Source organism: Rhodoferax aquaticus, assembly GCF_006974105.1.
GTDB classification, from domain to species: domain Bacteria; phylum Pseudomonadota; class Gammaproteobacteria; order Burkholderiales; family Burkholderiaceae_C; genus Allorhodoferax; species Allorhodoferax aquaticus_A.
Map to the genome: position 1 here is coordinate 111,447 of NZ_CP036282.1, position 25,000 is coordinate 136,446.

Genomic DNA, 25,000 nt, shown 5'->3' on the forward strand with positions numbered 1-25,000 from the left:
GGTTTAGGCCGTGTGGCGCGCCCAGCGGCCGCAGGCGGTGGCCACGCTGCTTAGCAAACCCTCGGCCAGCCAGGCCATAGCCACAATCGGGAACACAGCCAGCACCACCAAATCCATGGCGCTGCTAAACAGGCCCTCAAACATCAGCGAGCCCAAGCCACCGGCACCAATGAGCGCAGCCACGGCGGTGAGGCCAATGGTTTGAATCACCATGACCTTCACGCCCGACACCACCAAGGGCAAGGCCAAAGGCAGCTCCACTTGCCACAGCGTTTGCCTCGCCGACAAGCCCATGGCCTGCGCCGATTCATGGATGGCGCGCGGCACCTGCTGCAAGCCTGCCACCACACTGCGTACCAAGGGCAGCAGGGCGTAAGCGCACAGGGCCAGCACCGCGGGTGCCATGCCCACTCCGTGCAAGCCCAGCGCAGGCAGCAGCGGCCATGCCTTGCCCAAGGCCGCGAGCAGGGCCATGAGTACGCTAAACAAGGCAATCGACGGAATGGTTTGCACACCACTGAGCAGCACAAAAAAGCGCTGGCTCCAGCGCGGTGTGCGCTGCAGGTACACGCCCAAGGGCAAACCCACGCCCAAGGTCAGCGCCACGGTATAGCCCATGATGTGCAGGTGCTGCCCCCACGCGCGCCAAAAGTCTTCGGCCCGCGCACTGTATTCTTTGACGGTGGACAGCGCATCTAAGCTGCCACTCAGGCCCAAGGCCCCAATGCCCACGGCCAGCAGCGCCCATGCGGCGGTGCGTTGCACGGCCTGCCACTGCAGCTGGCGCATCAATTCATTGGCGGTGAGCCATAGCACCAATGTGAATACCCAAAAACCACTGCCCAGCGTGGTGCGGCCCAAGCCTTCGGTCTGCACATCGGCCACTGTGGCAAAGCCACCCACCAGAGCCGCCAAGCTCAGCAGCGAGATTGCGGCACTGAGCAAGCCCGCGCTGAAGGCCACGTTTTGCCAACGCCGCGCAAGCCACCCAGAACCCGCCAAGACCACGCTGATGAACAGGCTAGCCAAGGGCAGCAGCGCCGCCCAACCCACTTGGGCTGCCACGCTCCACAGTGCCACACCTTTGCCACTGAGCAAACGGTTGGGGCTGGCACTCAGCAGCGGCAGGGCCAGCAACACCAGCGCACCCACGGCCGCCAGCACCCATAGGGCACGGGCGGTTGGGGGAGCGCGGTGGGTGCTAGCCATAGGGTTTAGCCCTTGATAAAGCCCTTGGACTTGAGGTAGTCAGCCGCTACCTTTTTGGCGTCTTTGCCTTCCAAGGCAATCTGTGCGTTCAAGCCTTGCAAGGTCACACCGTCCAGAGACTTGAACACCGGTGCCAACACGTCTTTGATCTTGGGGTTTTTGGCCAAGACTTCATCGCGAATGGTGGGCGCGGGTGCGTACACGGGTTGAATGCCTTTGGGGTCATCCAAAATCACCAAGCCCAAGGCGGCCACAGGGCCGTCTGTGCCATAGGCCATGGCTGCGTTCACGCCCGAAGTGCCTTCGGCCGCCGCTTTGATGGTGACGGAGGTGTCACCGCCCGCCAGCGTCAGCAACTGGTCTTGGCTCAGCTTGAAGCCGTAGCCCGTTTGGAAGGCGGGCAGTGCATCGGAGCGCTCAATGAACTCGGCCGACGCCGCCAGCTTGAACTTGCCGCCACCGCTCACCCAGCGCCCTAGGTCTTCCAAAGTTTTGAGTTTGTTGGCAGTGGCCACATCTTTGCGCACTGCAATCGCCCAGGTGTTGTTGGCGGGGGCGGCGTCTAGCCAGGTGATTTTGTTCTTGGCGTCGAGCTGCTTGACCAAGTCATGTCCGGCCTTGGCGTTTTTCCAGGCGGGGTTTTTCTCATCAGAAAAGAAGAAGGCGCCGTTGCCGGTGTACTCGGGGTAGATGTCAATTTCACCGGCCACCAAGGCGGTGCGCACAATCTTGGTGTTGCCCAAGCGCACCTTGTTTTCGGTCTTGATGCCGTTGGCCTCTAGCACTTGCACAATGATGTTGCCCAAGAGCGCACCCTCGGTGTCGATTTTGGACGCCACGCGCACCGGCGCGTTTTGTGCCCAGCTGGCGGTAGCTGCCAAGCCCGCGAGGGCGATGCCCGCTACAGCCAAAGTGCGGCGATTGAGAGAGAAGCGCATGTCAGTTCCTTGCAAAAGTAAATCAAAGGGTGAAGAAATTCGAGGTCCCGTGCAGCGTGGGCTGCCTGCACTTTACGCCGAGTGTGTGAACCGCGGAAAAACGCGGCGCAAAGGGCTAGGGTTTCGGGCACGTAGCTCCAAGCTTAGTTCGGAACTGCGTGTAGCTTGTGCACTTGCGCAAAACCCCCACATTGCCTACATCGGTTGAACTAAAACACGTTGAAGCCTAGACTACCCGTGGGCGCACAGGGTGCCGACTACGCAGCAAAAGCGTTGCAGCACCCACACATTTCATGGTTGCTATGAACACATTTCGCTTTTTTGTTGCCTTCTGTCTGGCCTGTGTCTGGGTACCTCTGGCGGCACAAGAAAGTAATCCTCCTAAACCAGTCGTTACGGTTGCTTTGATGCAGGGAAATGCACCGTTCAACTACGCCGATGCCGCGAGTGCCTCTGGCCAAAGCGGACTGTTTATAGAACTATTGGATGCCATCTTCAAGCAGCTCAAACTCCCTTATGAAGTGCAAACCTATCCTTGGGCGCGGGCACAGAGTCAGGTGCAAGCCGGGCGTTCGGACTTCATGGTCACAGTGCCTACACCCGAACGGCTGCAATATGCAGAGGCCAGTGCCCAAGCTGTTTTTCTGATGCACATGCAGGTTTTCACGCTCAAAGATCACCCCCGCTTGGAAGAAATAAAAAGCGTACGTTCAGCGCAGGACATCTTGTCTTTGCAACTCATCCCTATTTCAAATCTTGGCAATGGCTGGCACAAGGCAAACATTGATGTCATTGGTATACCCACGACCTATGGCACGACAGACGAATCTGCTGCCAAGATGCTCGTCTACAAGCGAGGTGATATCTTGATTGATTCGGCCGTGTCTATGCCTCTGGAAATCAAGCGGCTCGGGTTGGATGGAAAAATTGTTGCGGCGGCTGAGCCTTTTGCACCCTTGAAATTCCATTTGCTCATCAGCAAACGGTCTCCGTACGTGGCTTTGCTACCCAAGGTCAACCAAGCCATTGCCACGCTGACCAAGAACGGAACCTTGGAGCGTCTGGCCGCCAAGTACGCCAAGTTGGACTAGTCCGCTACGCCCACAGACGCACGCGCATCGACCTGCTTGGGTGCAGCGTTTCCAGTCTTGCCTGCCTGGCGCTCTTGCAAAATGCGCTCTGCCAGGGGCTGAAGGTGGCGCTTGATTCGGTTGCCCGCCAATGCAAAGGTGGCGATGCTGGCCACCAACAAAGCCAAGCCAAGGTAGGCAGCCCAACGCGGGTCAAGCGCAGCACCCATGGTGCCAAACGTCCAGCCAATACCCACCATAGTTCCTATCCAGATGAAGGCACCGATACCGTCTAGCAGCAAGTGGCGGGTCCACGGCAGCAGCGAAGCGCCAGCGCCTATGCTGACCAAAGAAAACGCACCTTTGACGAAGCGATAGCTCAGCAGCACACGCAGGCTGTAGCGCTCTACGCCGGCACTGGCCAGAGCGAGCCACGCCGCCAGACCCGGAAACTTTTTGCAGATCCAGGGCGCAGCAAAGCGACCCGTGGCAAACCGAATCTGGCCTCCCCCGATCGTGCCCAGCAGCGTCACTGTGAGTAAAGCGCCTAGGTGCAATGCACCCATGGCCGCCGCAAACGCAGCCAGCATGGGTAATGGCCCGGTCTTGCCCAAGCAATACAGCAACAGCAGGCCATAGACCCAGTAGTCATACCGCTCAATGGCGCTTAAAAGTTCCGCTAAGTTCATGCCAACGAGTATGCCTGCCTATGGCGCTATGTGGAGCCAGTCAGCAGCAAAACCGTGCGGCTTGGAATGGCAAGGTGGGCTAGGGTGGCGGTAGGCGTCGGGTAAACACGAGATGAAAGAACCCAGAGAGTGCTGCGCACGCTTGCGCGGTGGTCGCCATGCCAAGGGCTGTGGATTGGCTGAGCGTGAGCAGTGTGTCCACTTCAGACTTCGCGGCAGCAGAAATGGTCGACTTGTCCATGCATTCGCTGAGCGTCTTTGCGTCAGGCGCTTTTAAATACAGCAGTTCCTCACAGAACTTTGCACAGAGCAAGATGGTTTCACTATTGGCGGACTCGCCATTGCAGAACGCAAACTCGACCTCCATCAAGCGCACCGCAAGAAAGTCTGTGACCCAAAAATTCTTCGGCTTGAGCTGCTCTTGCAACTGGTGGCAAAAGGCAAAGCGTTCGTCGTCTGTCATGGGCAAGAGCTGCGCTAGATTCCATCAGCCCAAGCGCACCGGCAAGCCAGTGTGCTTGGGCTGCTAGGCTGTTACACCTTGGACAAGGCCGCATCCAAGTCGGCCAGCAAGTCGTCAATGTGCTCAATGCCTACCGACAAGCGCACCGCATCTTCAGGCACACCGGCCTTGATCAACTCCGCAGGCGAGAGCTGGCGGTGGGTGGTGGACGCAGGGTGGGTGGCCAAAGACTTGGCGTCGCCAATGTTCACCAAGCGGGTAAACAGATTGAGCGCATCCAAGAAGCGCGCACCGGCTTCGCGGCCCGCACCCGCGGCCGACTTCACACCAAAGGTCAGCAAGCCAGAGGCTTTCCCGCCCAGGTACTTTTGGGCCAAAGCGTAGTCGGGGTGGCTCTCCAGAGCCGCGTAGTTCACCCATTGCACCTTGGGGTGCTTTTCTAGGAATTGAGCCACCTTGAGGGTGTTGTCGGTGATGCGTTCCATGCGCAGGCTCAGGGTTTCAATGCCTTGCAAAATCAAGAACGCGTTGAACGGGGAGATGGCCGCGCCGGTATTGCGCAGCGGCACCACGCGGGCACGGCCAATGTAGGCCGCAGGGCCCAGCGCTTCGGTGTACACCACGCCGTGGTAGCTCGCATCAGGCTCGTTCAGGCGCTTGAAGCGGGCTTTGTGCTCGGCCCAAGGGAACTTGCCGCTGTCCACGATCGCGCCACCAATGGTGGTGCCGTGGCCGCCCAAGTATTTGGTGAGCGAGTGCACCACGATGTCCGCACCGTGTTCAAACGGACGCAGCAAATACGGGGTGGCCACTGTGTTGTCCACAATCAGTGGCACGCCATGGCGGTGGGCGATGGCGGCAATGGCCGCAATGTCAGTCACCGTGCCTTGTGGGTTGCTCAAAGACTCAATGAAAACCGCCTTGGTCTTGTCGTCAAACAAGCCTTCAAAGCTGGCCAGGTTGCGTGCATCGGCAAAGCGGGTGGTAATGCCAAACTGTGGCAGCGTGTGCGCCAGCAGGTTGTAGGTGCCGCCATACAAAGCGCTGGTGGCCACAATGTTGTCGCCCGCCTCAGCAATGGTTTGGATGGCATAGGTCACCGCCGCTTGGCCAGAGGCCAATGCCAGCGCGGCAATGCCGCCTTCCAAGGCCGCCACGCGCTTTTCCAGCACGTCTTGGGTCGGGTTCATGATGCGGGTGTAAATATTGCCCGGCACCTTCAGGTCGAACAAGTCAGCGCCGTGCTGCGCACTGTCAAACGCATAGGCTGCCGTTTGGTAAATCGGCACCGCCACGGCCTTGGTCGTGGGGTCTGGGCTGTAGCCCGCGTGAACCGATTTGGTTTCAAATTTCCAGCTGTCTGACATGCGTTTCTCCGTTGTGTTTGTAGGGATTGAAAGACTGTGCAGATAACTCTAAAGCACCTAGTCCCGAACTCAAAAGAATATTAAGTAGGGTCTTAATATCAATATGTGGCTAAAGAAGTGGCGGGCAGGGTGCAATCCGTGTGCTCCGCGCCCCATGCAAAAAAGCCCGCTGAATCATCGGGCCCCCTCTCAAGCCGTATGGGCCGCGCTATATAGTCGAAGGCTCAAGGGGAGAACACACATGCTGATCCAATCAGCCGACGATAAAACAGCACACACCACTGCGCACCATGCTAAATATTTCGCATGGGAGCTCACACGCCGCCGAGCAGCCTCTGAGGAGGACCGCCTAGCGCAGTCGCTGTTCGATGCCAGCGTTGACCTAAATCCTCATCAAATTGACGCAGCACTCTTCGCACTGAATAACCCTCTCAGCAAAGGCGTGGTGCTGGCCGATGAGGTTGGCCTTGGTAAGACCATTGAAGCCGCGCTGGTGCTGTGTCAACTCTGGGCTGAGCGCAGGCGCCGCCTGCTGGTCATTTGCCCCGCTGCGCTGCGCAAACAATGGGCGCAGGAGCTGGCCGATAAGTTCAACCTGCCCGCTGAAGTGCTCGATGCGCGAACCTGGCACCGACTGCGTGAAGGCGGTATCTATGACCCATTGGACCGCGACGTCATCAGCGTCATGTCCATCCATTTCGCCGCCCGCATGGAAGCCCAATTGGCGGCTGTGCCCTGGGATGTTGTCGTCATTGATGAAGCCCACAAACTGCGCAACGCCCACCGCAAGAGCCATGAAACCGGGCAGGCACTCAAGCGCGCGTTGGCGGGCCGCAAGAAGCTGTTGCTGACAGCCACGCCCTTGCAAAACTCCTTGATGGAACTGTACGGACTCACCTCACTCATTGATGAAGAAATATTTGGCGACGAGCGTAGCTTTCGCTCGCAGTACAGCAGCATCGATGGCGACATCCAGTCTTTGCGCCGCCGCTTGCAGCCCTTCATCAAGCGCACCCTGCGCCGCGACGTTCTGGAGTACGTGCCGTACACCCAACGTCACGCGCTCACCACGCCGTTTTCTCCTTCTGAGGAGGAAGTCCGGTTTTATGAGCTGATCTCTGCCTACCTGCAGCGCGACTTCAGCTACGGCTTCCCAAGTCGCCAAAAGCACCTGGTGGCACTTATCTTGCGCAAGCTGCTGGCCTCGTCCACCGAAGCCGTGGTAGCCACGCTGGACGCCATCCGCACCCGGCTGCAGCGCTTGCTGGACAAGCAGACCATCGACGAAGAGTGGATTCAGCAGCTGATTGAAGACGAAGACCTCGACGAAGATTTGCTGGAAGACGACGACCCCGTTGCACCCAGCTCCGATGGCACGCCACCTGTGGACTACGCCCTGGTGCGCGAGGAGCTGGCAGAGCTAGATGGCTACCTGCGCCTGGCCCGCAACATCCGCGAAGACCAAAAGTCCCACGCGCTGTTGTCAGCGCTGCAGCAGGGCTTTGTGCGCATGGGCGCCATGGGGGCAGCCCGCAAGGCGGTGATCTTCACGGAGTCCCGCCGCACACAAGACTACCTGGCCCGCTACCTTGAAGCCCACGGTTACGCGGGCAAGGTCACCATGTTCAGTGGCGGCAACCAAGGCCCTGCGTCTACCGGCATCTACCAGCGCTGGCTAGCCCAATACACCGGCAGCGACCGTGTGACGGGCTCCCCAGCCATAGACCGCCGCACCGCACTCATCGACCATTTCCGCCAAGAGTCTGAAATCCTCATCGCTACCGAAGCTGCGGCTGAGGGCGTCAACCTGCAGTTCTGTTCGCTCGTCGTCAACTACGACCTGCCCTGGAACCCCCAGCGCGTGGAGCAGCGCATTGGCCGCTGCCACCGCTACGGCCAGCGCTTTGACGTGGTGGTTATCAACTTCCTGAACCAGCGCAACGCGGCTGATCAGCGTGTGCTGGAGCTGCTGCAAGACAAGTTCCACCTGTTCGACGGCGTGTTCGGTGCGTCTGACCAAGTGCTGGGCCAGATCGAAAGCGGCATGGACTTTGAAAAGCGCATCGCCGAGATTTACGACCGTTGCCGCACGCCCGCAGACATCGACGCTGCCTTTGCACAACTCCGCACCGAGCTGGACGCCGATATCCAGGCCCGCATGCAAGAGACCGAAAAGCTTTTGCTGGAGCACTTTGACGCCGACATCCACGACCTGTTGCGCAGCCACAAAGAGCGCGCCGAAAGCCAGCTCGACCGCATTACCCGGTTTTTCTGGTGGCTCACGCAGTACGTGCTGACAGGTCTTGCCCGGTTCGACACCGCCAAGTTGGGCTTTGACCTGCAACTGCCCCCCGTGGTGCAGGCACCCATTGGCGCTTACCAACTCATCCGCAAAGGCGAGCCCCCACCCGAACACGCCCGCGTCTACCGGCTCACCCATCCGTTGGGCCAGTACGTGCTCGACACCGGGCGCAGCTTGCAAGCGCCCCTGCAGAGTCTTACGTTTCACTACGGCAGCCACAAGCCCCGCATCAGCATGGTGGAACGACTGGTGGGCCAAAGCGGCTGGATGCAGCTCAGCCTGCTGGAGCTCGACAGCTTTCAGCACGAAGAGCACCTGGTGTTCACCGCCATGACCGACACCGGGGAAGTGCTGGACCAAGAAAGCTGCGAAAAGCTTTTCTACTTGCTGGCTACCACCACCGACCTGCAAACCAGCCCGCCCATGGAGCTGCAGGCCAACACCCAGCGCCAGTTAGAAGCCACCCTCAGCCGTGCGCTGGAGCTTAACGACCAGTTTTTCCAGCAAGAGCGCGACAAGCTCGAAGCCTGGGCCGACGACCGCATCGCCTCCGCCGAGCTGGCCCTCAAAGACACCAAACTCAAGCTCAAAGGCCTCAAGCGCCAGGCCCGCATGGCCCTCAGCATGGAAGACGCAGAGCGCCTCCAACGCGACATTAGCAAGACCGAGACCGCCCAACGCCGCCAGCGGCAAGAGATATTTGCCGTGGAAGACGAAATCGAAGCCCGGCGCGACGCGCTCATTGCCGCCCTGCAAAAGCGCCTGCACCGCGCCAGCCGCAACCAGAGCCTGTTTGTGCTGCGCTGGAGCGTGGTGTGACGTGTCGCCAAAACCCGAAAATGGCGACACGTTGTCGTCTCATGTCGCTGCTGCGTACAGGTTCTGCACACCACGTTAGCCACGCCATACTTGGGCCACACCCCGCAAACCCCTTATCGCACCTATAAGAAACCATGACCAACACCACCAACCTCACCGAACTTGGCCACAGTCCCGACGCAATGGCCCAGCGCCAGGCCGAACTGCTGGCCCTGCTGCGCCAGACCGCTCCCGAAGTGGTGAGCGATAACCAGATCAAATTCGACAAACTCAAAGAACTGCTGGGCGAAGAGCGTATTGCGCCCTCTGAACACTACGAGCTGAACTGGGCAGGCAAAACCGAAGCCCGGCGTGAAATACAAAAAACCAGCAGCCACACCCTTCGGCCAGACGCCAACAACCCGGCCCAAGCCCAGCACATGCTCATAGAGGGCGAAAACCTGGAAGTGCTGCGCGTGCTGCAAAAAAGCTACTACGGCAAGGTGAAGATGATCTACATCGACCCGCCGTACAACACAGGCAACGACAGCTTTGTGTACCCGGACGACTATTCAGAAACGCTGGATGAATACCAGAAGCGCACGGGCGAGAAAAGTGCTGAAGGGTATTTGAATAAGCAAAGCCTTTGGAAGAAAAACAGCAAAGAGAGCGGTCAGTACCACAGCGCCTGGCTAAGCATGATGTACCCGCGCTTGTATTTGGCGCGGAATTTGTTGCGGGATGACGGGGTTATTTTTATTTCGATTGATGACAACGAAGCGGCGAATTTGAAGTTGCTTTGTGATGAGGTGTTTGGGACGGAATGTTTTGTCTGTGATGCAATTTGGCGTTCAAAAGACAACAGCAATAACGATGCCAAAACCTTTTCCTTTGATCACAATCACACTCTGATTTACTCAAAGTCATCTTCATGGGAGCCTGCAAAGCTTGATGACTCTTCGAAAAGAACCCACTTTAAAAATCCTGACGGAGACCCGAGAGGACCGTACTTTGATGGCAATCCATTAAATTCCCCAAATTACAGGGAAAATTTAGTTTATTTTTTGACTTCACCTAACGGGGTCGAGATTCGTCCGCCAAAAAATGGTTGGAGATGGTCTAAAGAGGTGATGGAGGAGAAAATAAAGAGCAGCGAAATAAGATATTCAGATGATGGGCAGTCCATAAAAAGACGAACCTATCTAAATGAAATGGTTGGTCTTCCACCATCTTCGCTCTGGATCGATCTGGAAAAAACTGGTCACAACAGGCAGGCCAAGTATGAACTGCTCAAGATAATTCCAGAGGATGTATTTGACACCCCAAAGCCTGTAAAACTCATCAATTACATCATTCAACTCTGTGGTGCGGTAGATGGCGTCTATTTGGATTTTTTCGCAGGCAGCGGCACCACAGCTCACGCCGTAATGGAATTGAACGCTGAAGACGGCGGCAATCGCCGGTGCATCAGCGTGCAAATGCCCGAAGTACTTGAAGAAACCAGCGAAGCCTACAAAGCGGGCTACCGAACTATTGCCGACATCACCCGCGCCCGCATCGATAAGGTGATCTCCAAGCTCAAAGCCGAGCACCCCGACAAAACCGCCGATTTGGCCTGCGCCCATTTCACGTTGGTACCGAGCAACTTCAAGGTCTGGCGTGGCGACGTGGGCAGTGCCGACGCACTGCGCGAGCAGTTGGCCTTGTTCCAAAGTGCTGAAAAGGCTGGGCAAGCCCAAGCCACCGACGCGCAAACCGCCATGCTGGCCGAGCTGCTGCTCAAGCATGGCCTGGGCGCACTGGGGGTGCATGCGGTCAGCGCACCAAAGCTAGTGGCGGGCGTGACGGTGCACCGCGTGCTGCTGCCCGATGACAAGCACATGTGGCTGTGTTTTGAGCCCTACACCGATGCGCTGAAAGACGAGATGGTGAAAGCGCGCCCGGCGCAGGTGGTGCTGCTCAATTCGTGCTTTGTGGGTGACAAAGCCGACGAGCAGCTGTCCAACCTGCAACTGGAGCTGGCGGGGCTGGACATTGGCCTGACGGTGATTTGAAAGGGGCCATGATGAACCCCATGCAGACATCAGGCGACGCCGCTCCCGTTTTGTTGAACGATGTGCGCCAGCTCATTGAGCAGGCGCGTGCGCATGTGGCTAGTGCGGCCAACAGTGTGCTTACGGTGCTGTACTGGCAGGTGGGTGAACGCATTCGCCGTGAGGTGTTGGGCGAAACCCGTGCCGATTATGGCGAGCAGATTGTGTCGACGCTGTCGACACAATTGGTACAGGCCTATGGCCGTGGGTTTTCTGAAAAAAGCCTTCGGCGCATGATCCAGTTCGCAGAGGTGTTTGCTGATGCGCAAATTGTCGCGACACTGTCGCGACAATTGAGCTGGAGCCATTTCATTGAAATCCTGCCGCTCAAGCAGCCGCTGGAGCGTGAGTTTTATGCCGAGATGTGCCGCATCGAACGTTGGAGCGTGCGCACCTTGCGCGAGCGCATTGGCAGCCAGTTATATCTGCGCTCCAGCATTGCCAAAAAGCCGGAAGCCGCTATTGCCCAAGAACTGAGCCATTTGCGCGAAGGCGGGCAGATGACGCCCGATCTGGTGTTTCGCGACCCCTACATGCTGGACTTTTTGGGCCTGCCTGAGGGCTACAGCGAGCGCGATTTGGAAAGTGCCATCTTGCGTGAGATGGAGCGCTTTTTGCTGGAGCTGGGCGCGGGCTTTACCTTTGTGGCGCGGCAAAAGCGCATCAGCGTGGGGGCGGACGATTTCTATCTGGACTTGTTGTTCTACCACCGGCACCTGCGCCGCTTGGTGGCGGTGGAGCTGAAGCTGGAGAAGTTTGCGCCCGCGCACAAAGGGCAGATGGAGTTGTACCTGCGTTGGCTGGACCAGAACGACCGCGCCGAGGGCGAGGCTTCGCCCATTGGCCTGATTTTGTGCGCCAGTGCTGACCGCGAGCAGGTGGAGCTGATGGATTTGGACAGCGCCAACATTCGGGTGGCGCAATACCTGCACGCCTTGCCCGATGTGCAGGTGCTGCAGGCGCAGTTGCACCGCGTGGTGCAACTAGCGCGAGAGCGGCAGGCCCGGCAAGTGCTGGACGCGCTGCCCGACAACAAGGAACAGACATGACGATGAAGCTGCAGTTTTCCCACCAAGACTACCAAAAGAAGGCCGTGGATGCGGTGGTGAAGGTGTTTGACGGCCAGCCGCTGGCCAAGAGCGATTTTGCGCTGGTGGCGCACCAAGGCAGTGTGGCCTATGCGGGGGATGGGAGCATTGGCAATGCACTGAAAATCTCACCCGAGCAACTGCTTGAAAATTTGCGGGCAGTGCAAGCGGCCAATGCGCTAGAGCAGTCGGCCGCCTTGGCAGAGTCTCGTTCAGACAATGGCAAAGAGGTGTTTTGCCCGCTGAACTTCACCATTGAGATGGAAACCGGCACGGGCAAAACCTACAGCTTCATCAAGACGATGTTTGAGCTGAACAAGGTGTATGGTTTCAAGAAGTTTGTGGTGGTGGTGCCCAGCGTGGCCATACGCGAAGGCACCATGAAAAACTTGGAGATCACGCGCAGCCACTTTGCCGCCGACTATGCCAATGTGCCTTGCGTGCCGATTTTGTACGACAGCACCAAGCTAACCGACTTGCGCCACTTTGCGCAGAGCGATGCGCTGAGTGTGCTGGTTATCAACATTGACAGTTTTACCAAGGACAACAACAAGATTAACCAGAAGGGTGAGCGGGCGTTTGCGCCCATCGAATACATCCGGGCGGTGAACCCTATCGTCATCGTGGACGAGCCGCAGAACTTCGAGACCGATGTGCGCCGCCGGGCGCTGTTTGACTTGAACCCGCTGTGCACGTTGCGTTACTCGGCCACGCACAAAAACCCCTACAACCTGCTGTATTCACTCAACCCCGTGCAGGCGTATGACTTGGGGCTGGTCAAGCAGATTGAGGTGGACGGCGTGCTGGCCGACGAAGACCACAACCAGGCCTTTGTGGAGCTGGTGAGCATCGAGGCCAAAGCCAAGGGTATTTCTGCCAAGGTGTGCATGGATGTGAATGGCAAGACGGGCCCCAAGCGTTCCGAGTTAACCCTGAAGCTGGGCGACGACCTGTATGACAAGTCCAAGCAGCGCGATGTCTATCAAGACGGCTACATCCTGAATGAAATTCGGGCGGAGGATGGTGAGATCGAATTCTCTGGCGGGCGTGTGATTCGCATCAACCAGGCCCAAGGTGGGCTGGCCGATGATGTGATGCGCTTTCAGATTGAGCGCACGGTGGCGGCGCACTTTGCCAAGCTCAAAAATGTGCAGCCCATTGGCGTGAAGGTGTTGAGCCTGTTTTTTGTCGACAAGGTGGCTAACTACCGGGCGTATGAAGAGGACGGCAACCCGACGCTGGGCAAGTTTGGTGTGTGGTTTGAAGAAGCGTTCAACAAATACGCCAGCAAGCCGCAGTACCTTGGCTTGATTCCACACAGCGCCGGCGAGGTGCACGACGGGTATTTCTCCGGCGACAAAAAGGGCAAGGGAGCGAAAGCTAAAACGGTGTGGGTGGATACGTCTGGCACGGTAGCGAAAGACGACAGCACTTACCAGCTCATCATGAAAGACAAAGAGCGGCTGCTGAGCGCGGCGGTGCCGCTGCAATTCATCTTCAGCCACTCGGCGCTGCGTGAGGGTTGGGACAACCCCAATGTGTTCCAGATTTGCACGCTCAACGAGACCAAGAGCGCCGTGAAGAAGCGCCAGGAAATCGGGCGCGGGCTGCGTCTGTGCGTCAACAAGGATGGCGAACGTGTGCAAGACAAACGGGTAAACGTGCTGACGGTCATACCCAACGAGAGTTATGAGACCTTTGCCAAGTCGCTGCAGCAAGAGATTGAGGATGAAACCGGCGTGAGCTTTAGTGGGCGGGTGAAAAACGCCCGCGCCAAGGCGCGCATCAAGCGCAAAGCCTTGTCCGCTGATGAAGAAGCGCTGTTCCAAGCCATTTGGAAAAAGATCAACTACCAGACCAGCTACAGCGTGACGCTGGATACCCCGGCGCTGATTGCGGAGTGTGTAAAAGCGCTGGGGGACATGAACCAGTACCCCAAAGTGCGCCCACCCAAGATACGCGCCGACAAGGCCAAGATCATCATGCGCCGCGAGGGGGTGGAAGGGTTGCACATTGGCACCGGCGACACCGACGCTAGGGTGTACGGTAGCACGGTGCCCGATGTGTACGCCTATATCCAGAACCGGATGCACCTGTCTCGGTCCACCATTTTTGCCATTCTGGACGGGTCAGGGCGCTTGGGGGAGTTGTTGCGCAACCCACAGGCGTTTTTGGACACCGCCATCGCGGCCATGCGCACCTGTCTGCAGGCGCTGATGGTCCAAGGCATCAAGTACAAAACCATCAACGGGCGTGAGTATGAAATGAGCCTGTTTGACGAGGAGCAGGAAACCTACCTGAGCAGCGTGTATCCGCCCGCCAAAGACGACATGACCACGCCGGTGGATAAAACCTTGCTGCAGGCCCAGCCGGTGGATGAGCAAAAAGCGCCTGTGGGTGAAGCGTTTACCTGCGTGCTGAGCCAAAGCGACACCGAAAGCCAGTTCGCCCATGACTGCACGGTGGACGAGCGCGTGAAGTTCTTCTTTAAGCTGCCCAGCCGCTTCAAGGTGGCAACCCCTTTGGGCAACTACAACCCCGATTGGGCTGTGGTGCTGGAGGACGATACGCGGGTGTACTTCGTGGCAGAAACCAAATCCACCACGGTGCGCGATAACCGGCGGCCTGCGGAGAACCTGAAAATTGATTGCGCGCGGGAGCACTTTGGCTTGGCAAGTGATCTGAAATTTGAGGATGTGACGAAGTTGAGTGAGTTGCTAAGCTGATCGTTCCGCCGCGCGGCCCCTTGCCCAATTTCAGTAACCCGGCATTGGATTACACCTGCAGCTTGGCGCAGGTGCCGGTGATGCCCAGATTGGCGATGCAACTCGTTAACACGTTCACGCCAAGCTTGGATAGTCAGTTCAGGCGCTTGCTTCACCACGCAGCCGCTGTCAACTCGCAGTCGCAAACTACCCCCAAACCCCCCGCCTTGAACGCTTCGGCACGTAGCGGTTTGCTTGGATGTTGGGCGTGAGGCCGTGGTAAGTTCCTCGTCGGTGATGAGCAGTCAAGCAGCGTGCAAGGCGGGCAATAGGTCGCTCACCTGCGTAGGGCGCACCACACGCGCAACCTCTTGCCCATCACGAAGTAGCACCAGCGTAGGCCAGAGCTTGACGCGGTAGCTGCGCCCCAGCGCCCGCCCCGGTCCATCTTCTACCTTTACGTGCCGCCACTGCGTGTGCAGCGCCAGCGCCTCGGCCACGACCGGTTGTGCCGCACGGCAATGGCCACACCAGCTCGTGCCAAATTCCAGCACGGTCAGGCCCGGCAGGGCGTCCACGTCGGTGCGGCTTGGTGCGTCTGTTTCGCTGAGGTAGGGTGTGGGTGTGTGCATATTGGAATTGTGGACCAGGCTATTGCGCCGCCGAAGTCGTGCGCAGTCGCTCTTCCAGGCCTAAGCGCACGCTAGGCCACTCGTCGTCAATGATGCTGAAGCGCACCGAGTTGCGCTTGCGGCCATCGGGCATGATGCGTTCGTTGCGCACAATGCCTTCTTGTTTGGCACCTAGCCGCAGAATCGCATTGCGAGACTGGGTGTTGATCTCGTCGGTAGTGAGCTGTACGCGCACGCAGTTCAGCGTTTCAAAGGCGTAGCGCAGCATCAGAAATTTGGCCTCGGTGTTCACGAAGGTTTTTTGCCAAGAGGCCGAAAGCCAGGTGCTGCCGATTTCCAGCTTTCGGTTGTTCCTGTCAATCTTCCAAAACCGGGTGGAGCCCACCACCTGCTGAGTACTCACGATCTCGGTCACAAAGGGCATGACAGTGCCTGCCTCTTTGCCTGCCAGTGCGTTTTGGATGTAAGCCGCAACCGTGGTGGACGACGGCACGACGGTGAAGGGCAAGTTCCAGAGTTCACCATCGGAGGCGGCATGCACCAAGGCATCGGCATCGGTGGCCAACAGGGGGCGCAAGCGAACACGCGGACCTAGCAGTGATTCCATAGGGGGCTCAGTTCTTTAGCGACGCGAATGAGAGCCACTGGTGTGAAAGACCTTAGCAATCGGGTGAGTCTGGATCATGGCTGGGCTTCATCAATGTGCTTGCTGTACAGCCTTGATTTATAGCTGATCCGCGCAAGCCATCTGAAGGTGCCAACCCAGGATTGCAGACATGGTTTCCCCCTGATTTTGCTATTGATTTGTGAGCTGCCTACGCAGTATTTATGGGCGCAAAGGCCTTATTTCTTGGTGTAAATCTGGTCAAAGCTTGCGCCATCGGCAAAGTGCGCGGCGTCAGCTTTTTCCCAGCCGCCAAAGGCTTCTTCAATGGTGAAGAGCTTGATGGGGGCAAATTGCTTGGCGTACTTGGCTTTCGCTTTTTCTGAAATCACGGGGCGGTAGAAGTTTTTGCCAATGATGTCCTGGCCTTCTTCGGTGTACAAGAATTTCAGGTATTCCTCTGCGACCGCACGGGTGCCTTTTTTGTCTACGTTTTTGTCGACCACGGCCACGGCGGGCTCTGCCAAGATGGACAGAGGGGGTGCCACGATGTCAATCTTGGTGCGAAATTCTTTTTCTAGCAGATAGGCCTCGTTCTCCCAGGCAAGCAGCACGTCGCCTTGGTTGCGCTGGGCAAACGTGACGGTAGAGCCGCGAGCGCCCGTGTCCAAGATGGGCACGTTGGCAAACAGCTTGGCGACAAATTCTTTGGCCTTGGCGTCGCCACCGTACTTGCGCTTGGCAAACTCCCATGCCGCCAAGTAGTTCCAGCGTGCACCGCCAGAGGTTTTGGGGTTGGGGGTGATGACTTTCACATCTGCACGGATCAAGTCATCCCAGTCTTTGATGTTCTTGGGGTTGCCTTGGCGCACCGCAAACACAATGGTGGAGGAGTAAGGCGTGGAGTTGTGGGGCAGGCGTTTTTGCCAGTCTTTGTTGATCCAGCCACCGTTTTTCACAATGGCGTCGGTGTCGCCAGCCAGCGCCAGGGTGACCACGTCAGCGTCCAAGCCGTCGATCACGGAGCGGGCTTGCTTGCCCGAGCCGCCATGGCTTTGTTTGATGACTACGTCTTGGCCAGTTTTGGCTTTCCAGCTTTTCGCAAAGGCGGCATTGAATTCCACGTACAGCTCGCGGGTGGGGTCGTACGAGACGTTGAGCAGCTCAATGGCTTTTTGGGCGGATGCGCCCATGGAAGCCGCTGCCAAGGTGGCAGCGACGGCGAACTTTAAAAAGGGACGGCGGGTAGCAGAACCGGTGGTAGGGCGCAAAGCCATAACAAAACTCCAGAATAAAAACACCGCAAAGGTGCGATAGAGCAGATTCTGGGAGTGGATGCTTAAAACCGGAACTACTGATTTGTTTGTTCTTTATTACTAATTCATCTGTTTGTGCCGCGATGGCAGCGGGACTAAGGCGGGGCCGTGTTCCAGCGCTGGAGGATTTGCGCGTAACTGTGGTCCGTGTGCAGGTTCTTAAGACCTTGGTCTAGCAGCTTGGCATAGCGTGCAGATTCCGGCCGTAGTTTTGAAAATGAAACAAACAAGCGCGTATTCATCACGACACCCACTTGCTTGATTTTTCCGCCAAGCTCTTGTGGGTGGGTGGCTTGCAAATGGTCCACCACGCGGGTGTACACCAGCGAGTACGCGGTTCGACCCAGTAAGAGCTTGCGCAGATTCAGAAGGTCGGTTCGTGCCACATCCCGTGCGATGCTGTGGTCCAACTCTACGGCGTCACCGTAGGTGTATCCATTGGTAAAACCAACCCGCTGGCCTTTCAGATGCTGGGGGGCCAAGTTGCGTTCTTTGCTGCTCGCCATCGCATAAATGCCAATGGTGGCGTCAAACAAAGGGGTTTGGTGGAACAGATAGTCGGCGTTCAGTTGGCTGTCTGGGGCGCTGTCAAAGCAACCTAGTTCTTGCCCCGCTTTCACCTGGGCCATGCAGCGGGCATAGGGCATGGTCCTGAAGTTCACCTCGACCCCTACCGACTGGTAGGCCGCAGTGATGATGTCTACCCCCAAGCCGTGGGCCTTGCCATGGCGCGCAGCCGCATAAGGGTACCAGTCGTCTTCGCCCACCAAGGTGATGCGTTCTTGGGCACGGGCTGAGCCAAGCAGCAACACACACACGATGAAAGCCCACAGACGCCGCATAAACCCTTTGAATTGAATGGACCACATGGTTCGCAATGCGTGCTAGGCGCATGTGGCAACCGGTGCAAATTATTGCACCGCATGGCAGAAATGTCCCTAGAGCCCTGCCATCGCTTGAAGGTAGATAAAAATGGGACTTTCGAGTAAGGTCCAAGGCGCAGTTTGCATCTTTGGGCCTTACGTTGGCGCACGCCCTCCCTGGAGCTCGTATGAAAATAGTCCCTGTGTTACGTTCCTGCGCCATGGTCTTGTGCCTGGCGGCGTGCGGTGAGTCCGGTGGCCCCGCCATCAGCAGCATGGAGAGCGCCAGTAAGCCCGCAGTGGCGGCAGAGCCCGCTAAACCCGCCGGTCCTCGGATAGGGCTCTTGATGAAGACGCTGGCCAATCCTTTCTTCGTTGAGATGGAGAAGGGCGCACGGCGCGCAGAGAAAGACCTGGGCGTCACACTGGTGGTCAAAACATCTGCCCAAGAGACTTCGGTAGGCCAACAAATTGACTTGGTGAACGATCTGATTGCGCAGAAGGTGGCGGCCATTGTGATTGCACCCTCCGATTCGTTTGCCTTGGTGGCCCCACTGAAGAAAGCAGCAGATGCCGGCATCAAAATCGTCAACATCGACAACCGCCTAGACCCTAAAGAGGTCGAAAAAGCAGCGTTGCTGCCTATCCCCTTTGTCAGTGTGGACAACTTCGCGGGCGCGTACAAAGCGGGTAAAGCGTTGGCCGACTCCGTGAGCACCCCCGCCATGGCCGGCATTATCGAAGGCATTCGCAGTGCCGACAATGCGCGGCTGCGCATGGAAGGTGCGAAGAAGGCATTGTCCGAAAGCAAACACGTGACCGTGGTGGCGTCTGAAACTGCAAACTGGAAGATCGAAGACGCCTACACCGTGACCCAACAAATGATGGCTCGGCAACCTAAGATTCGGCTCCTCTTTGCCGCTAACGACATGATGGCCTTGGGCGCGATCAGGTACCTGCGTGAGACCGGACGCAAAGACGTGCTCGTGGCTGGCTATGACGCCAATGGGCAAGCCCTGGAAGAAATCCAAGGCGGCCACATGCTGGCTACGGTAGACCAGCAAGCCGCTGAGCAAGGCTACCAAGGGATTGCGCTTGCCCTCAAACTTATTCGCGGCGAAACGGTTGCGCCCATCACACTCATTGATACCAAGCTCATTTCCAGCAATAGCAAGTAGGGTGCTTAGTGATGCGTAGTGCGGTCAGTCAATGAAGCTTCAGTTCAACATCACAGCAAAGCTCCTAGGCTATTTGCTGGTCGCTAGTGTTTTGCCATTTGCGGCCTTGGGCGTGGTTGCGTTGCAGCTCTCCACGCAAAGCTTGACGGCGCTGGCACGTGAGCAAAACGTACACATTGTGGGCGGGTTTGCCGCCTATTTGCGCTTGCACATCGACCAAGTGGACCAATTGGTCGGCAGCATTGCCCACAACGACGCCATTGGGCAAGCCCTGGACAAGGCCAACAATCCGCGCGCAAGTAGTTTTGATGAATTCAACGCACGGGCCCAACTGAGCTATGCCGTGAGTGGCTACGCAAGCGCAAAAGGGCTCGTGTCATTGGACTTGTTCTCGATGACGGGCGTTAACTTCCACATTGGTGAAACGCTTAATCCGAGGCCTATTTCGCCCCAGGCGGTAGCCAACTTGCTAGCCCAGGCAACAGCATCGTCTGGCCCCACGTTTTGGCGGGGCATGGGACCCAACGTCAGCCCCGAGTCGCGCTACCCGCAGGTATCTACCGTTGTGCGGGCCATCCAGTACTACTCGCCGTCCACCGGACAGGCCAAGCCCGTAGGGGTGTTGGTGATCAGCTTGAATGACGACGTGATGCGCGACTACCTTGCGCGTGCCACGATTCTGCGCGGCCAGAAGCTCATGAAGCTGGACCGCAACGGCACGGTGGAACTGCACTCTGACGCGCGCATGGTGGGCAGCCGACTCTCTAAAGAGTTTTTGGACACCGTCAAGAGCCAAGTGGGAACCCAAGAGCTCAGGTTGGACGGTGACGACGTACTGATGGATGTAGTTCACCTGGACGCAGGCCATGGCGATCTGGTCATGATTACCCCTCGCCAGTTGGTGACCGGTCGTGTGGACCAGCTCACCCGCACTACGGTGGGTTTGCTGGTGTTGGGCTTGTTGGGCATTGCTGCTTTGACGTGGCACTACGCAGTGACCGTGGTGCGGCCCATACGTGCGGTGTCACATGGGTTCAAATCCTTGGAGCACATGCCATCCCAAGCCTTAACAAGCCTTGAAGTTCCGAAATCTGGGGATGAAATTGCGGCCTTGGTGGAAGGCTACAACCACTACCTGCAAACCCTCAATGGACTGGAAGAGCAAGTCGCCAAGCGCACTGCGTCATTGGAGGAGGCGCTCAAAGACCTGCAACATGCGCACAATGAAGTGATGCAGGCCGAAAAGTTGGCCTCGCTAGGGCGCATCGTTGCTGCTGTGGCGCACGAACTCAACACGCCCATTGGCAATGCGGTCACGGTGGGCAGCACCATAGGTGATGAACTTCAGGCCCTGCGCCTGGAAATGCAAAGCAACGCCCCACGGCGCTCCCTGATGACCGCAGTTCTAAACAAATGCGACCATGGCGTGCTGATCTTGATGAGAAGCCTAGACCGCGCTGCCAGCTTGATCGGGAACTTCAAACAAGTCGCGGCGGACCAAACCAGCGACCAACGCAGAAGCTTTGACTTGGCGGAGACTACCGAGGAAATACTGAGTACGGTGGCCGCGGTTGTCAACAAACAGTCTTGCCAGATTGTCACGGACTTGGAGCCAGGCATTGCGTGTGACGGGTACCCAGGTGCCTATGGCCAAGTGCTGATCAATTTGGTCATGAACGCGGCGGTCCATGCCTATCCCGATGGCGGAAAAGTGTACGTTTCAGTCCGAGCCGTATCTGCAGAACAGGTCCGCTTGTCGGTCAGAGACGCAGGGGTGGGGATGCCTTTAGACATTCAAAACAAGATTTTTGAGCCCTTCTTCACCACCCGTCTAGGCCAAGGCGGGTCTGGCTTGGGCATGAGCATCGTGCACGGACTTGCCACCAAGACCCTGGGTGGCAGCATTACCGTGAATTCCACACCCCATGTAGGGACCGAGTGCGTGCTCCTGTTTGCGCGTGTAGCTCCACGCAGTCTGGCACCCCATCTAGCGCCTTAATCCCCCATTGTGCCTGCCGGGGTACCGCAGGCCATGGCACCGCCAGACGCAGTTACACCTATGTGCTGCAGTCTCAGAAAGCCCAGCTAATTTCAGTACGTTTCAGGATTTCTTTAAGACATTTTTGGCACAAAGCAAGAAACTACCTGTAACAAATTCAGCAAGGTGCCAAGCGAGCTTGGCTTTTCAACAGGATTTAAAAAATGCTGTCACGCAGAGAAAGTGTGCCCCACGTGCCATTGATCCCACGCGCAAATTTTGGTGATGTATTCGAGTTGCCCAAGCAACCACAGCCCAAGAGTTCGTCGATCTGGCGCGATACCGTGGTGGTACGCAATCGCCAAGGAAGGGAAGAAGTCTTCACCATCGGACCGGACGGGTGCGTGTGGAGCTTCTTCCCCGACGCGGTCAGTAGCGGCGATTTTGGGAGCTACCACTTAGAGAGCCTGGGTATGCAGGCCGATGTTTTGGCGGTAGGTGACGATACCTTTGGCAACCGGGTGGTGGTCGCCGCCAAAGGGCTCAAAGTGCAGTACCGGGTCGAGGAACAAGCCCCACAAGGCACTGAGTCCAGCTGCATCTTGGCACGCTGGTCTATGCCCAAAGAAGCGCTCTTGCCCCATGTGCGCGGTGCCATCGCCGTAAAGCGCCTGTACACGGAAAGCGTGTTTGGCTACATGCACATTGCCGCGGTATTGAGCATTGATGAGTCGGTGGACGATGCAGGCGTCGCCCTGGCTTACTGCGACTGGCAAGAGGACCGCACCGAACTGCGGGTGTAAGGCGCCAACCCGTTTAGGGTTTGGTGCTGTATTTCAGCAGCAGCTTTTGTAAGCTCTCGGCCTTAAAGGGCTTGCCCATATGCTCGTCCATGCCGGCCTCCAGGCAGGCCGTTCGGTCTGATTCCATAGCGTTAGCGGTCATGGCGATGATGGGCGTGTGCTGGCCCGCAGGTTCGCGGGCCCGGATGATGCGTGTGGCTTCTAGGCCATTCATCACCGGCATTTGAATATCCATCAACACCACGTCCCAGGCACTGCTGGCAAACAAGTCCACCCCTTCTTGGCCGTTTTGCGCCAATACCACCTCATGGCCCCACTTGCTGAGCAAGGTGATGGCCAGCTTTTGGTTGATAGGGTGGTCTTCCACTAACAGCACCCGCAAAGGGCGCTGCTGGGCTGGGGCTGGGGCAGGCGTAAATGGAGTAGGCATGACCGAGTCTATGCTGTCATCCAAAGCCGCTAACAAATGCACGGTGAAATAGAAGCTGCTGCCCGCGCCGGGTGTGCTCTCCAGCCACATTCGCCCCCCCATCAGCTGCACCAGTTGCTTGCAAATGCTCAGCCCCAAGCCTGTGCCGCCAAATTTGCGTGTGGTGGAGGTGTCGGCCTGGCTAAAGGCCTCGAACACCTGGCCCTGCATGTCTGTCGGAATGCCAATGCCTGTGTCACGCACGGCAAACTGCACTTCAAAAGAATCGTCGGGCAGTCGGGACCATCGCACCTCTATCCGCACACTGCCGGTGGTGGTGAACTTGATGGCGTTATCACACAGGTTGGTGAGCACTTGCCGAATGCGGCCCGGGTCGCCCAAGAAGTGAGTCGGAAGATCCGACGGCACTGTGCTCACGAGCGGCAAGTTTTTCTTTTGGGCACGCGCACCCACCGCCTTGAGCGTCTGGTCCACAAGCTCCGCTACGGAAAAATTGACCTGTTCAATCGCCAGCTTGCCTGCTTCAATCTTTGAAAAGTCCAAAAAGTCATTGAGGATGACCATCAGCGTCTGCGCAGAGCCCTTCACGGTGCCCAAGTAGTCGCGCTGCTGTGCGGTGAGTTCTGTATCCAAGGCCAAATCGGTCATGCCTATGACCCCGATCATGGGCGTGCGAATCTCGTGGCTCATATTGGCCAAGAACTCACTCTTGGTCCGGTTGGCGTTTTCGGCAGACAGTTTGGCGCTGCGTAATTGTTGTTCAGTCCGGCTTTTGAACCAAAACATGACCACAAAGGTGGCGACCAAAATCCCCCCAAACAACAGTGAGGCCTCGTTGATTTGGTTGCCCGCCAAGAGTTCTGCCTTTTCTAGCGGCACGGTCACCGAAAGCGCGCCCATCAGCTGGTGCTGAGCCCATTGCTTGCCCGGAGCCACGCCTTGGCTCGCGCGCAGGCTAAGAATAGGCGCTGTCTTCTCATAGGCGTTGTGGCAGGTCACGCACGACATTTGCGAGGCGGGGTCTGCTTTTAAAAAACGCAGCACCCGCTGCCCATCGTGGGTTTCTATGCGGGACACCGAGCGCCACGCAATGGCCTCTTTGGGAGCGGCCTGGTCTTGGTTCTCCAGTTGCGGCCACGCCCAGAGCAAGAAATCGTCGGACAGACCTTGTGAACCCTCTAGGTTCCACTTGCTCACGGGGCGGTAGGCAAACAGCTTGTCAGAGTCGGCAGAGGCAGAGAGCCCCACTAACTTTAAAAACTGGGCGGGAATCGGCACATGCCCGGGTAAGTTGGCAAAGTTCACGTCGGGGCCAAAGCCGTCTTTGCGCAGCTTCTCGGCTACTTCCTTGGCATACACCGAGCGCGCGGTCGTGGCTTGACTGGCCACCACTTCGGCAATGGCCAGGGCTTGGTGCTCCACGGTCTGGCGCACCGCATCTCGCACCACCGCATAGCCCAGCACGCAGGCCAGCACAAAAACTGTCACCAGCAAGGCATAGGAGCGTGAAAAACGGGTTACCCAAGTGCGAAGCATGCAGCCTTTCAAGCGGTACACCCGCATGCGGTCCATTGTAGGGAGGCTGGCAAGATTTGACTACTGGGAGCTGCTTGCATCGGCTCGCGGCGTGTATCCGCTGGTCTTGCGAAACTCGTCTGGGGTGGTGCCCATGCGGTTTTTGAACATGCTGATGAAGGCCGAGGCGCTGCTATAGCCTAGGTCCAGCGCAATGGTTTCTACCGTTTGGCCGCGCTCCAAAAGCCCCATGGCCTTGACCACACGCAGGCGCTGGCGCCACTCGGCCAAGCGCATGCCGAGCTCACGCTCGGCGCGGCGCATGAGGGTGCGTTCGGTGGTGTGCGCGGCCCGGGCGAGCTCTGGCAAAGCACGCGTGTCGCCGGGGTGGGCTTGCAGCCACTGCAACACGGGGCCTAGCACCGGGTCTTCTGAGCTGGGCAAATAGCTGCCTGCACGCGGTGCCACGTTGAGTTGGTCTACCAACACGTGCAGCAAACGTGCATCGGCCGCAGTGCTTGGCAGGCCCGCGGTGCGCAGGCGCATGTGGTCTAGCAGCGCTCGCACCAAAGGGCTCACGGTGAGCGCGCAAGGCTGGGTAGGCAACTGCGAGCTGCATTCGGGCGACACATAGAGCGAGCAATGGTGCGCTTCCAAACGGTTGAGGCCCACATGGTCCAAGTTAGGTGGCAGCCAAATGCCGTAGTGCGGCGGTGCCAAGTAGTGGTGGCCCGCCACCTTGACTTCCATGACCCCGCTGAACGCATACACAAACTCGCCCCACGCGTGCTGGTGCGCGGGGTAAAGGCCTTCGGCTGGCACATAGGCACTGCGAAACATGATGGGCGCGGGCAGCGCGGGGCTAGACAATGGGATCTCTAGCTTAGGTTGCAGGATGGGCATGGCGTGGTGGGCTGGGGCTTGGCGGCTTGTCGGTATGGCTTGTCAGTTAATCACTA

At 57.9% G+C, this 25,000-nt stretch carries 19 protein-coding genes; 8 read left to right on the forward strand and 11 right to left on the reverse strand.

Annotated features, from left to right (window positions below):
• Positions 1–3: 3 nt before the first annotated feature.
• Positions 4–1,209: an ABC transporter permease gene (locus EXZ61_RS00545; RefSeq protein WP_142808235.1), complete on the reverse strand. Its 1,206-nt coding sequence runs from the start codon at positions 1,207–1,209 to the stop codon at positions 4–6.
• Between the two features lie 5 nt (positions 1,210–1,214).
• Positions 1,215–2,147: a glycine betaine ABC transporter substrate-binding protein OsmF gene (gene osmF, locus EXZ61_RS00550; RefSeq protein ID WP_142808236.1), complete on the reverse strand. Its 933-nt coding sequence runs from the start codon at positions 2,145–2,147 to the stop codon at positions 1,215–1,217.
• Between the two features lie 302 nt (positions 2,148–2,449).
• Between osmF and EXZ61_RS00555 the strand changes: the two genes are divergently transcribed.
• Entirely contained in the window at positions 2,450–3,238 is a 789-nt protein-coding gene (locus EXZ61_RS00555; protein ID WP_168224655.1) for a substrate-binding periplasmic protein, read from the forward strand.
• Here the strand turns inward: EXZ61_RS00555 and EXZ61_RS00560 are convergent.
• The 3 genes from EXZ61_RS00560 to EXZ61_RS00570 form a co-directional block, all read right to left on the reverse strand.
• On the reverse strand, positions 3,235–3,906 hold the full coding sequence (locus EXZ61_RS00560; protein WP_142808238.1) for a DedA family protein: 672 nt from the start codon (positions 3,904–3,906) through the stop codon (positions 3,235–3,237). The two genes, EXZ61_RS00555 and EXZ61_RS00560, sit on opposite strands and share 4 nt — an antisense overlap.
• A gap of 79 nt (positions 3,907–3,985) precedes the next feature.
• A complete protein-coding gene (locus tag EXZ61_RS00565) occupies positions 3,986–4,369 on the reverse strand; it encodes a hypothetical protein (RefSeq protein ID WP_142808239.1) in 384 nt (127 codons plus the stop codon).
• 71 nt (positions 4,370–4,440) lie between these two features.
• Entirely contained in the window at positions 4,441–5,736 is a 1,296-nt protein-coding gene (locus EXZ61_RS00570) for an O-acetylhomoserine aminocarboxypropyltransferase/cysteine synthase family protein (RefSeq protein ID WP_142808240.1), read from the reverse strand.
• 241 nt (positions 5,737–5,977) lie between these two features.
• Here EXZ61_RS00570 and EXZ61_RS00575 point away from each other — a divergent pair, with 241 nt between their 5' ends.
• From EXZ61_RS00575 to EXZ61_RS00590, 4 genes are all read left to right on the forward strand, one after another.
• The gene (locus EXZ61_RS00575) at positions 5,978–8,857 is read left to right on the forward strand and encodes an SNF2-related protein (RefSeq protein WP_142808241.1); all 2,880 of its coding nucleotides are present in this window, start codon (positions 5,978–5,980) and stop codon (positions 8,855–8,857) included.
• A gap of 134 nt (positions 8,858–8,991) precedes the next feature.
• Positions 8,992–10,890, forward strand: coding sequence for a site-specific DNA-methyltransferase (locus EXZ61_RS00580; protein ID WP_142808242.1), 1,899 nt, complete (start codon positions 8,992–8,994; stop codon positions 10,888–10,890).
• A gap of 8 nt (positions 10,891–10,898) precedes the next feature.
• On the forward strand, positions 10,899–11,978 hold the full coding sequence (locus EXZ61_RS00585) for a PDDEXK nuclease domain-containing protein (protein WP_142808243.1): 1,080 nt from the start codon (positions 10,899–10,901) through the stop codon (positions 11,976–11,978).
• Positions 11,975–14,743: a restriction endonuclease gene (locus tag EXZ61_RS00590; protein WP_201799101.1), complete on the forward strand. Its 2,769-nt coding sequence runs from the start codon at positions 11,975–11,977 to the stop codon at positions 14,741–14,743. Before EXZ61_RS00585 ends, EXZ61_RS00590 begins: the two co-directional genes overlap by 4 nt.
• A gap of 284 nt (positions 14,744–15,027) precedes the next feature.
• On the opposite strand, the gene EXZ61_RS00595 is transcribed toward EXZ61_RS00590, so the two are convergent.
• The 4 genes from EXZ61_RS00595 to EXZ61_RS00610 all read right to left on the reverse strand — a co-directional run bounded on the left by EXZ61_RS00595 (position 15,028) and on the right by EXZ61_RS00610 (position 18,143).
• Positions 15,028–15,354: a thioredoxin family protein gene (locus EXZ61_RS00595; RefSeq protein WP_142808244.1), complete on the reverse strand. Its 327-nt coding sequence runs from the start codon at positions 15,352–15,354 to the stop codon at positions 15,028–15,030.
• Between the two features lie 19 nt (positions 15,355–15,373).
• Complete coding sequence (locus EXZ61_RS00600; protein WP_142808245.1) at positions 15,374–15,961, reverse strand: GNAT family N-acetyltransferase; 588 nt, start codon at positions 15,959–15,961, stop codon at positions 15,374–15,376.
• 236 nt (positions 15,962–16,197) lie between these two features.
• Positions 16,198–17,235, reverse strand: coding sequence for a sulfate ABC transporter substrate-binding protein (locus EXZ61_RS00605; RefSeq protein WP_142808246.1), 1,038 nt, complete (start codon positions 17,233–17,235; stop codon positions 16,198–16,200).
• Between the two features lie 134 nt (positions 17,236–17,369).
• Complete coding sequence (locus tag EXZ61_RS00610; protein ID WP_142808247.1) at positions 17,370–18,143, reverse strand: substrate-binding periplasmic protein; 774 nt, start codon at positions 18,141–18,143, stop codon at positions 17,370–17,372.
• A 182-nt stretch (positions 18,144–18,325) separates the two neighbouring features.
• Between EXZ61_RS00610 and EXZ61_RS00615 the strand changes: the two genes are divergently transcribed.
• The 3 genes from EXZ61_RS00615 (at position 18,326) to EXZ61_RS00625 (ending at position 22,096) form a co-directional block, all read left to right on the forward strand.
• Positions 18,326–19,315: a substrate-binding domain-containing protein gene (locus EXZ61_RS00615; protein ID WP_142808248.1), complete on the forward strand. Its 990-nt coding sequence runs from the start codon at positions 18,326–18,328 to the stop codon at positions 19,313–19,315.
• A gap of 31 nt (positions 19,316–19,346) precedes the next feature.
• On the forward strand, positions 19,347–21,314 hold the full coding sequence (locus EXZ61_RS00620) for a sensor histidine kinase (protein WP_142808249.1): 1,968 nt from the start codon (positions 19,347–19,349) through the stop codon (positions 21,312–21,314).
• Positions 21,315–21,517: 203 nt separating this feature from the next.
• Entirely contained in the window at positions 21,518–22,096 is a 579-nt protein-coding gene (locus EXZ61_RS00625; RefSeq protein ID WP_142808250.1) for a hypothetical protein, read from the forward strand.
• 13 nt (positions 22,097–22,109) lie between these two features.
• On the opposite strand, the gene EXZ61_RS00630 is transcribed toward EXZ61_RS00625, so the two are convergent.
• Positions 22,110–24,062, reverse strand: coding sequence for an ATP-binding protein (locus EXZ61_RS00630; RefSeq protein ID WP_168224656.1), 1,953 nt, complete (start codon positions 24,060–24,062; stop codon positions 22,110–22,112).
• 60 nt (positions 24,063–24,122) lie between these two features.
• The gene (locus EXZ61_RS00635) at positions 24,123–24,944 is read right to left on the reverse strand and encodes an AraC family transcriptional regulator (protein ID WP_142808252.1); all 822 of its coding nucleotides are present in this window, start codon (positions 24,942–24,944) and stop codon (positions 24,123–24,125) included.
• Between the last annotated feature and the right edge of the window lie 56 nt (positions 24,945–25,000).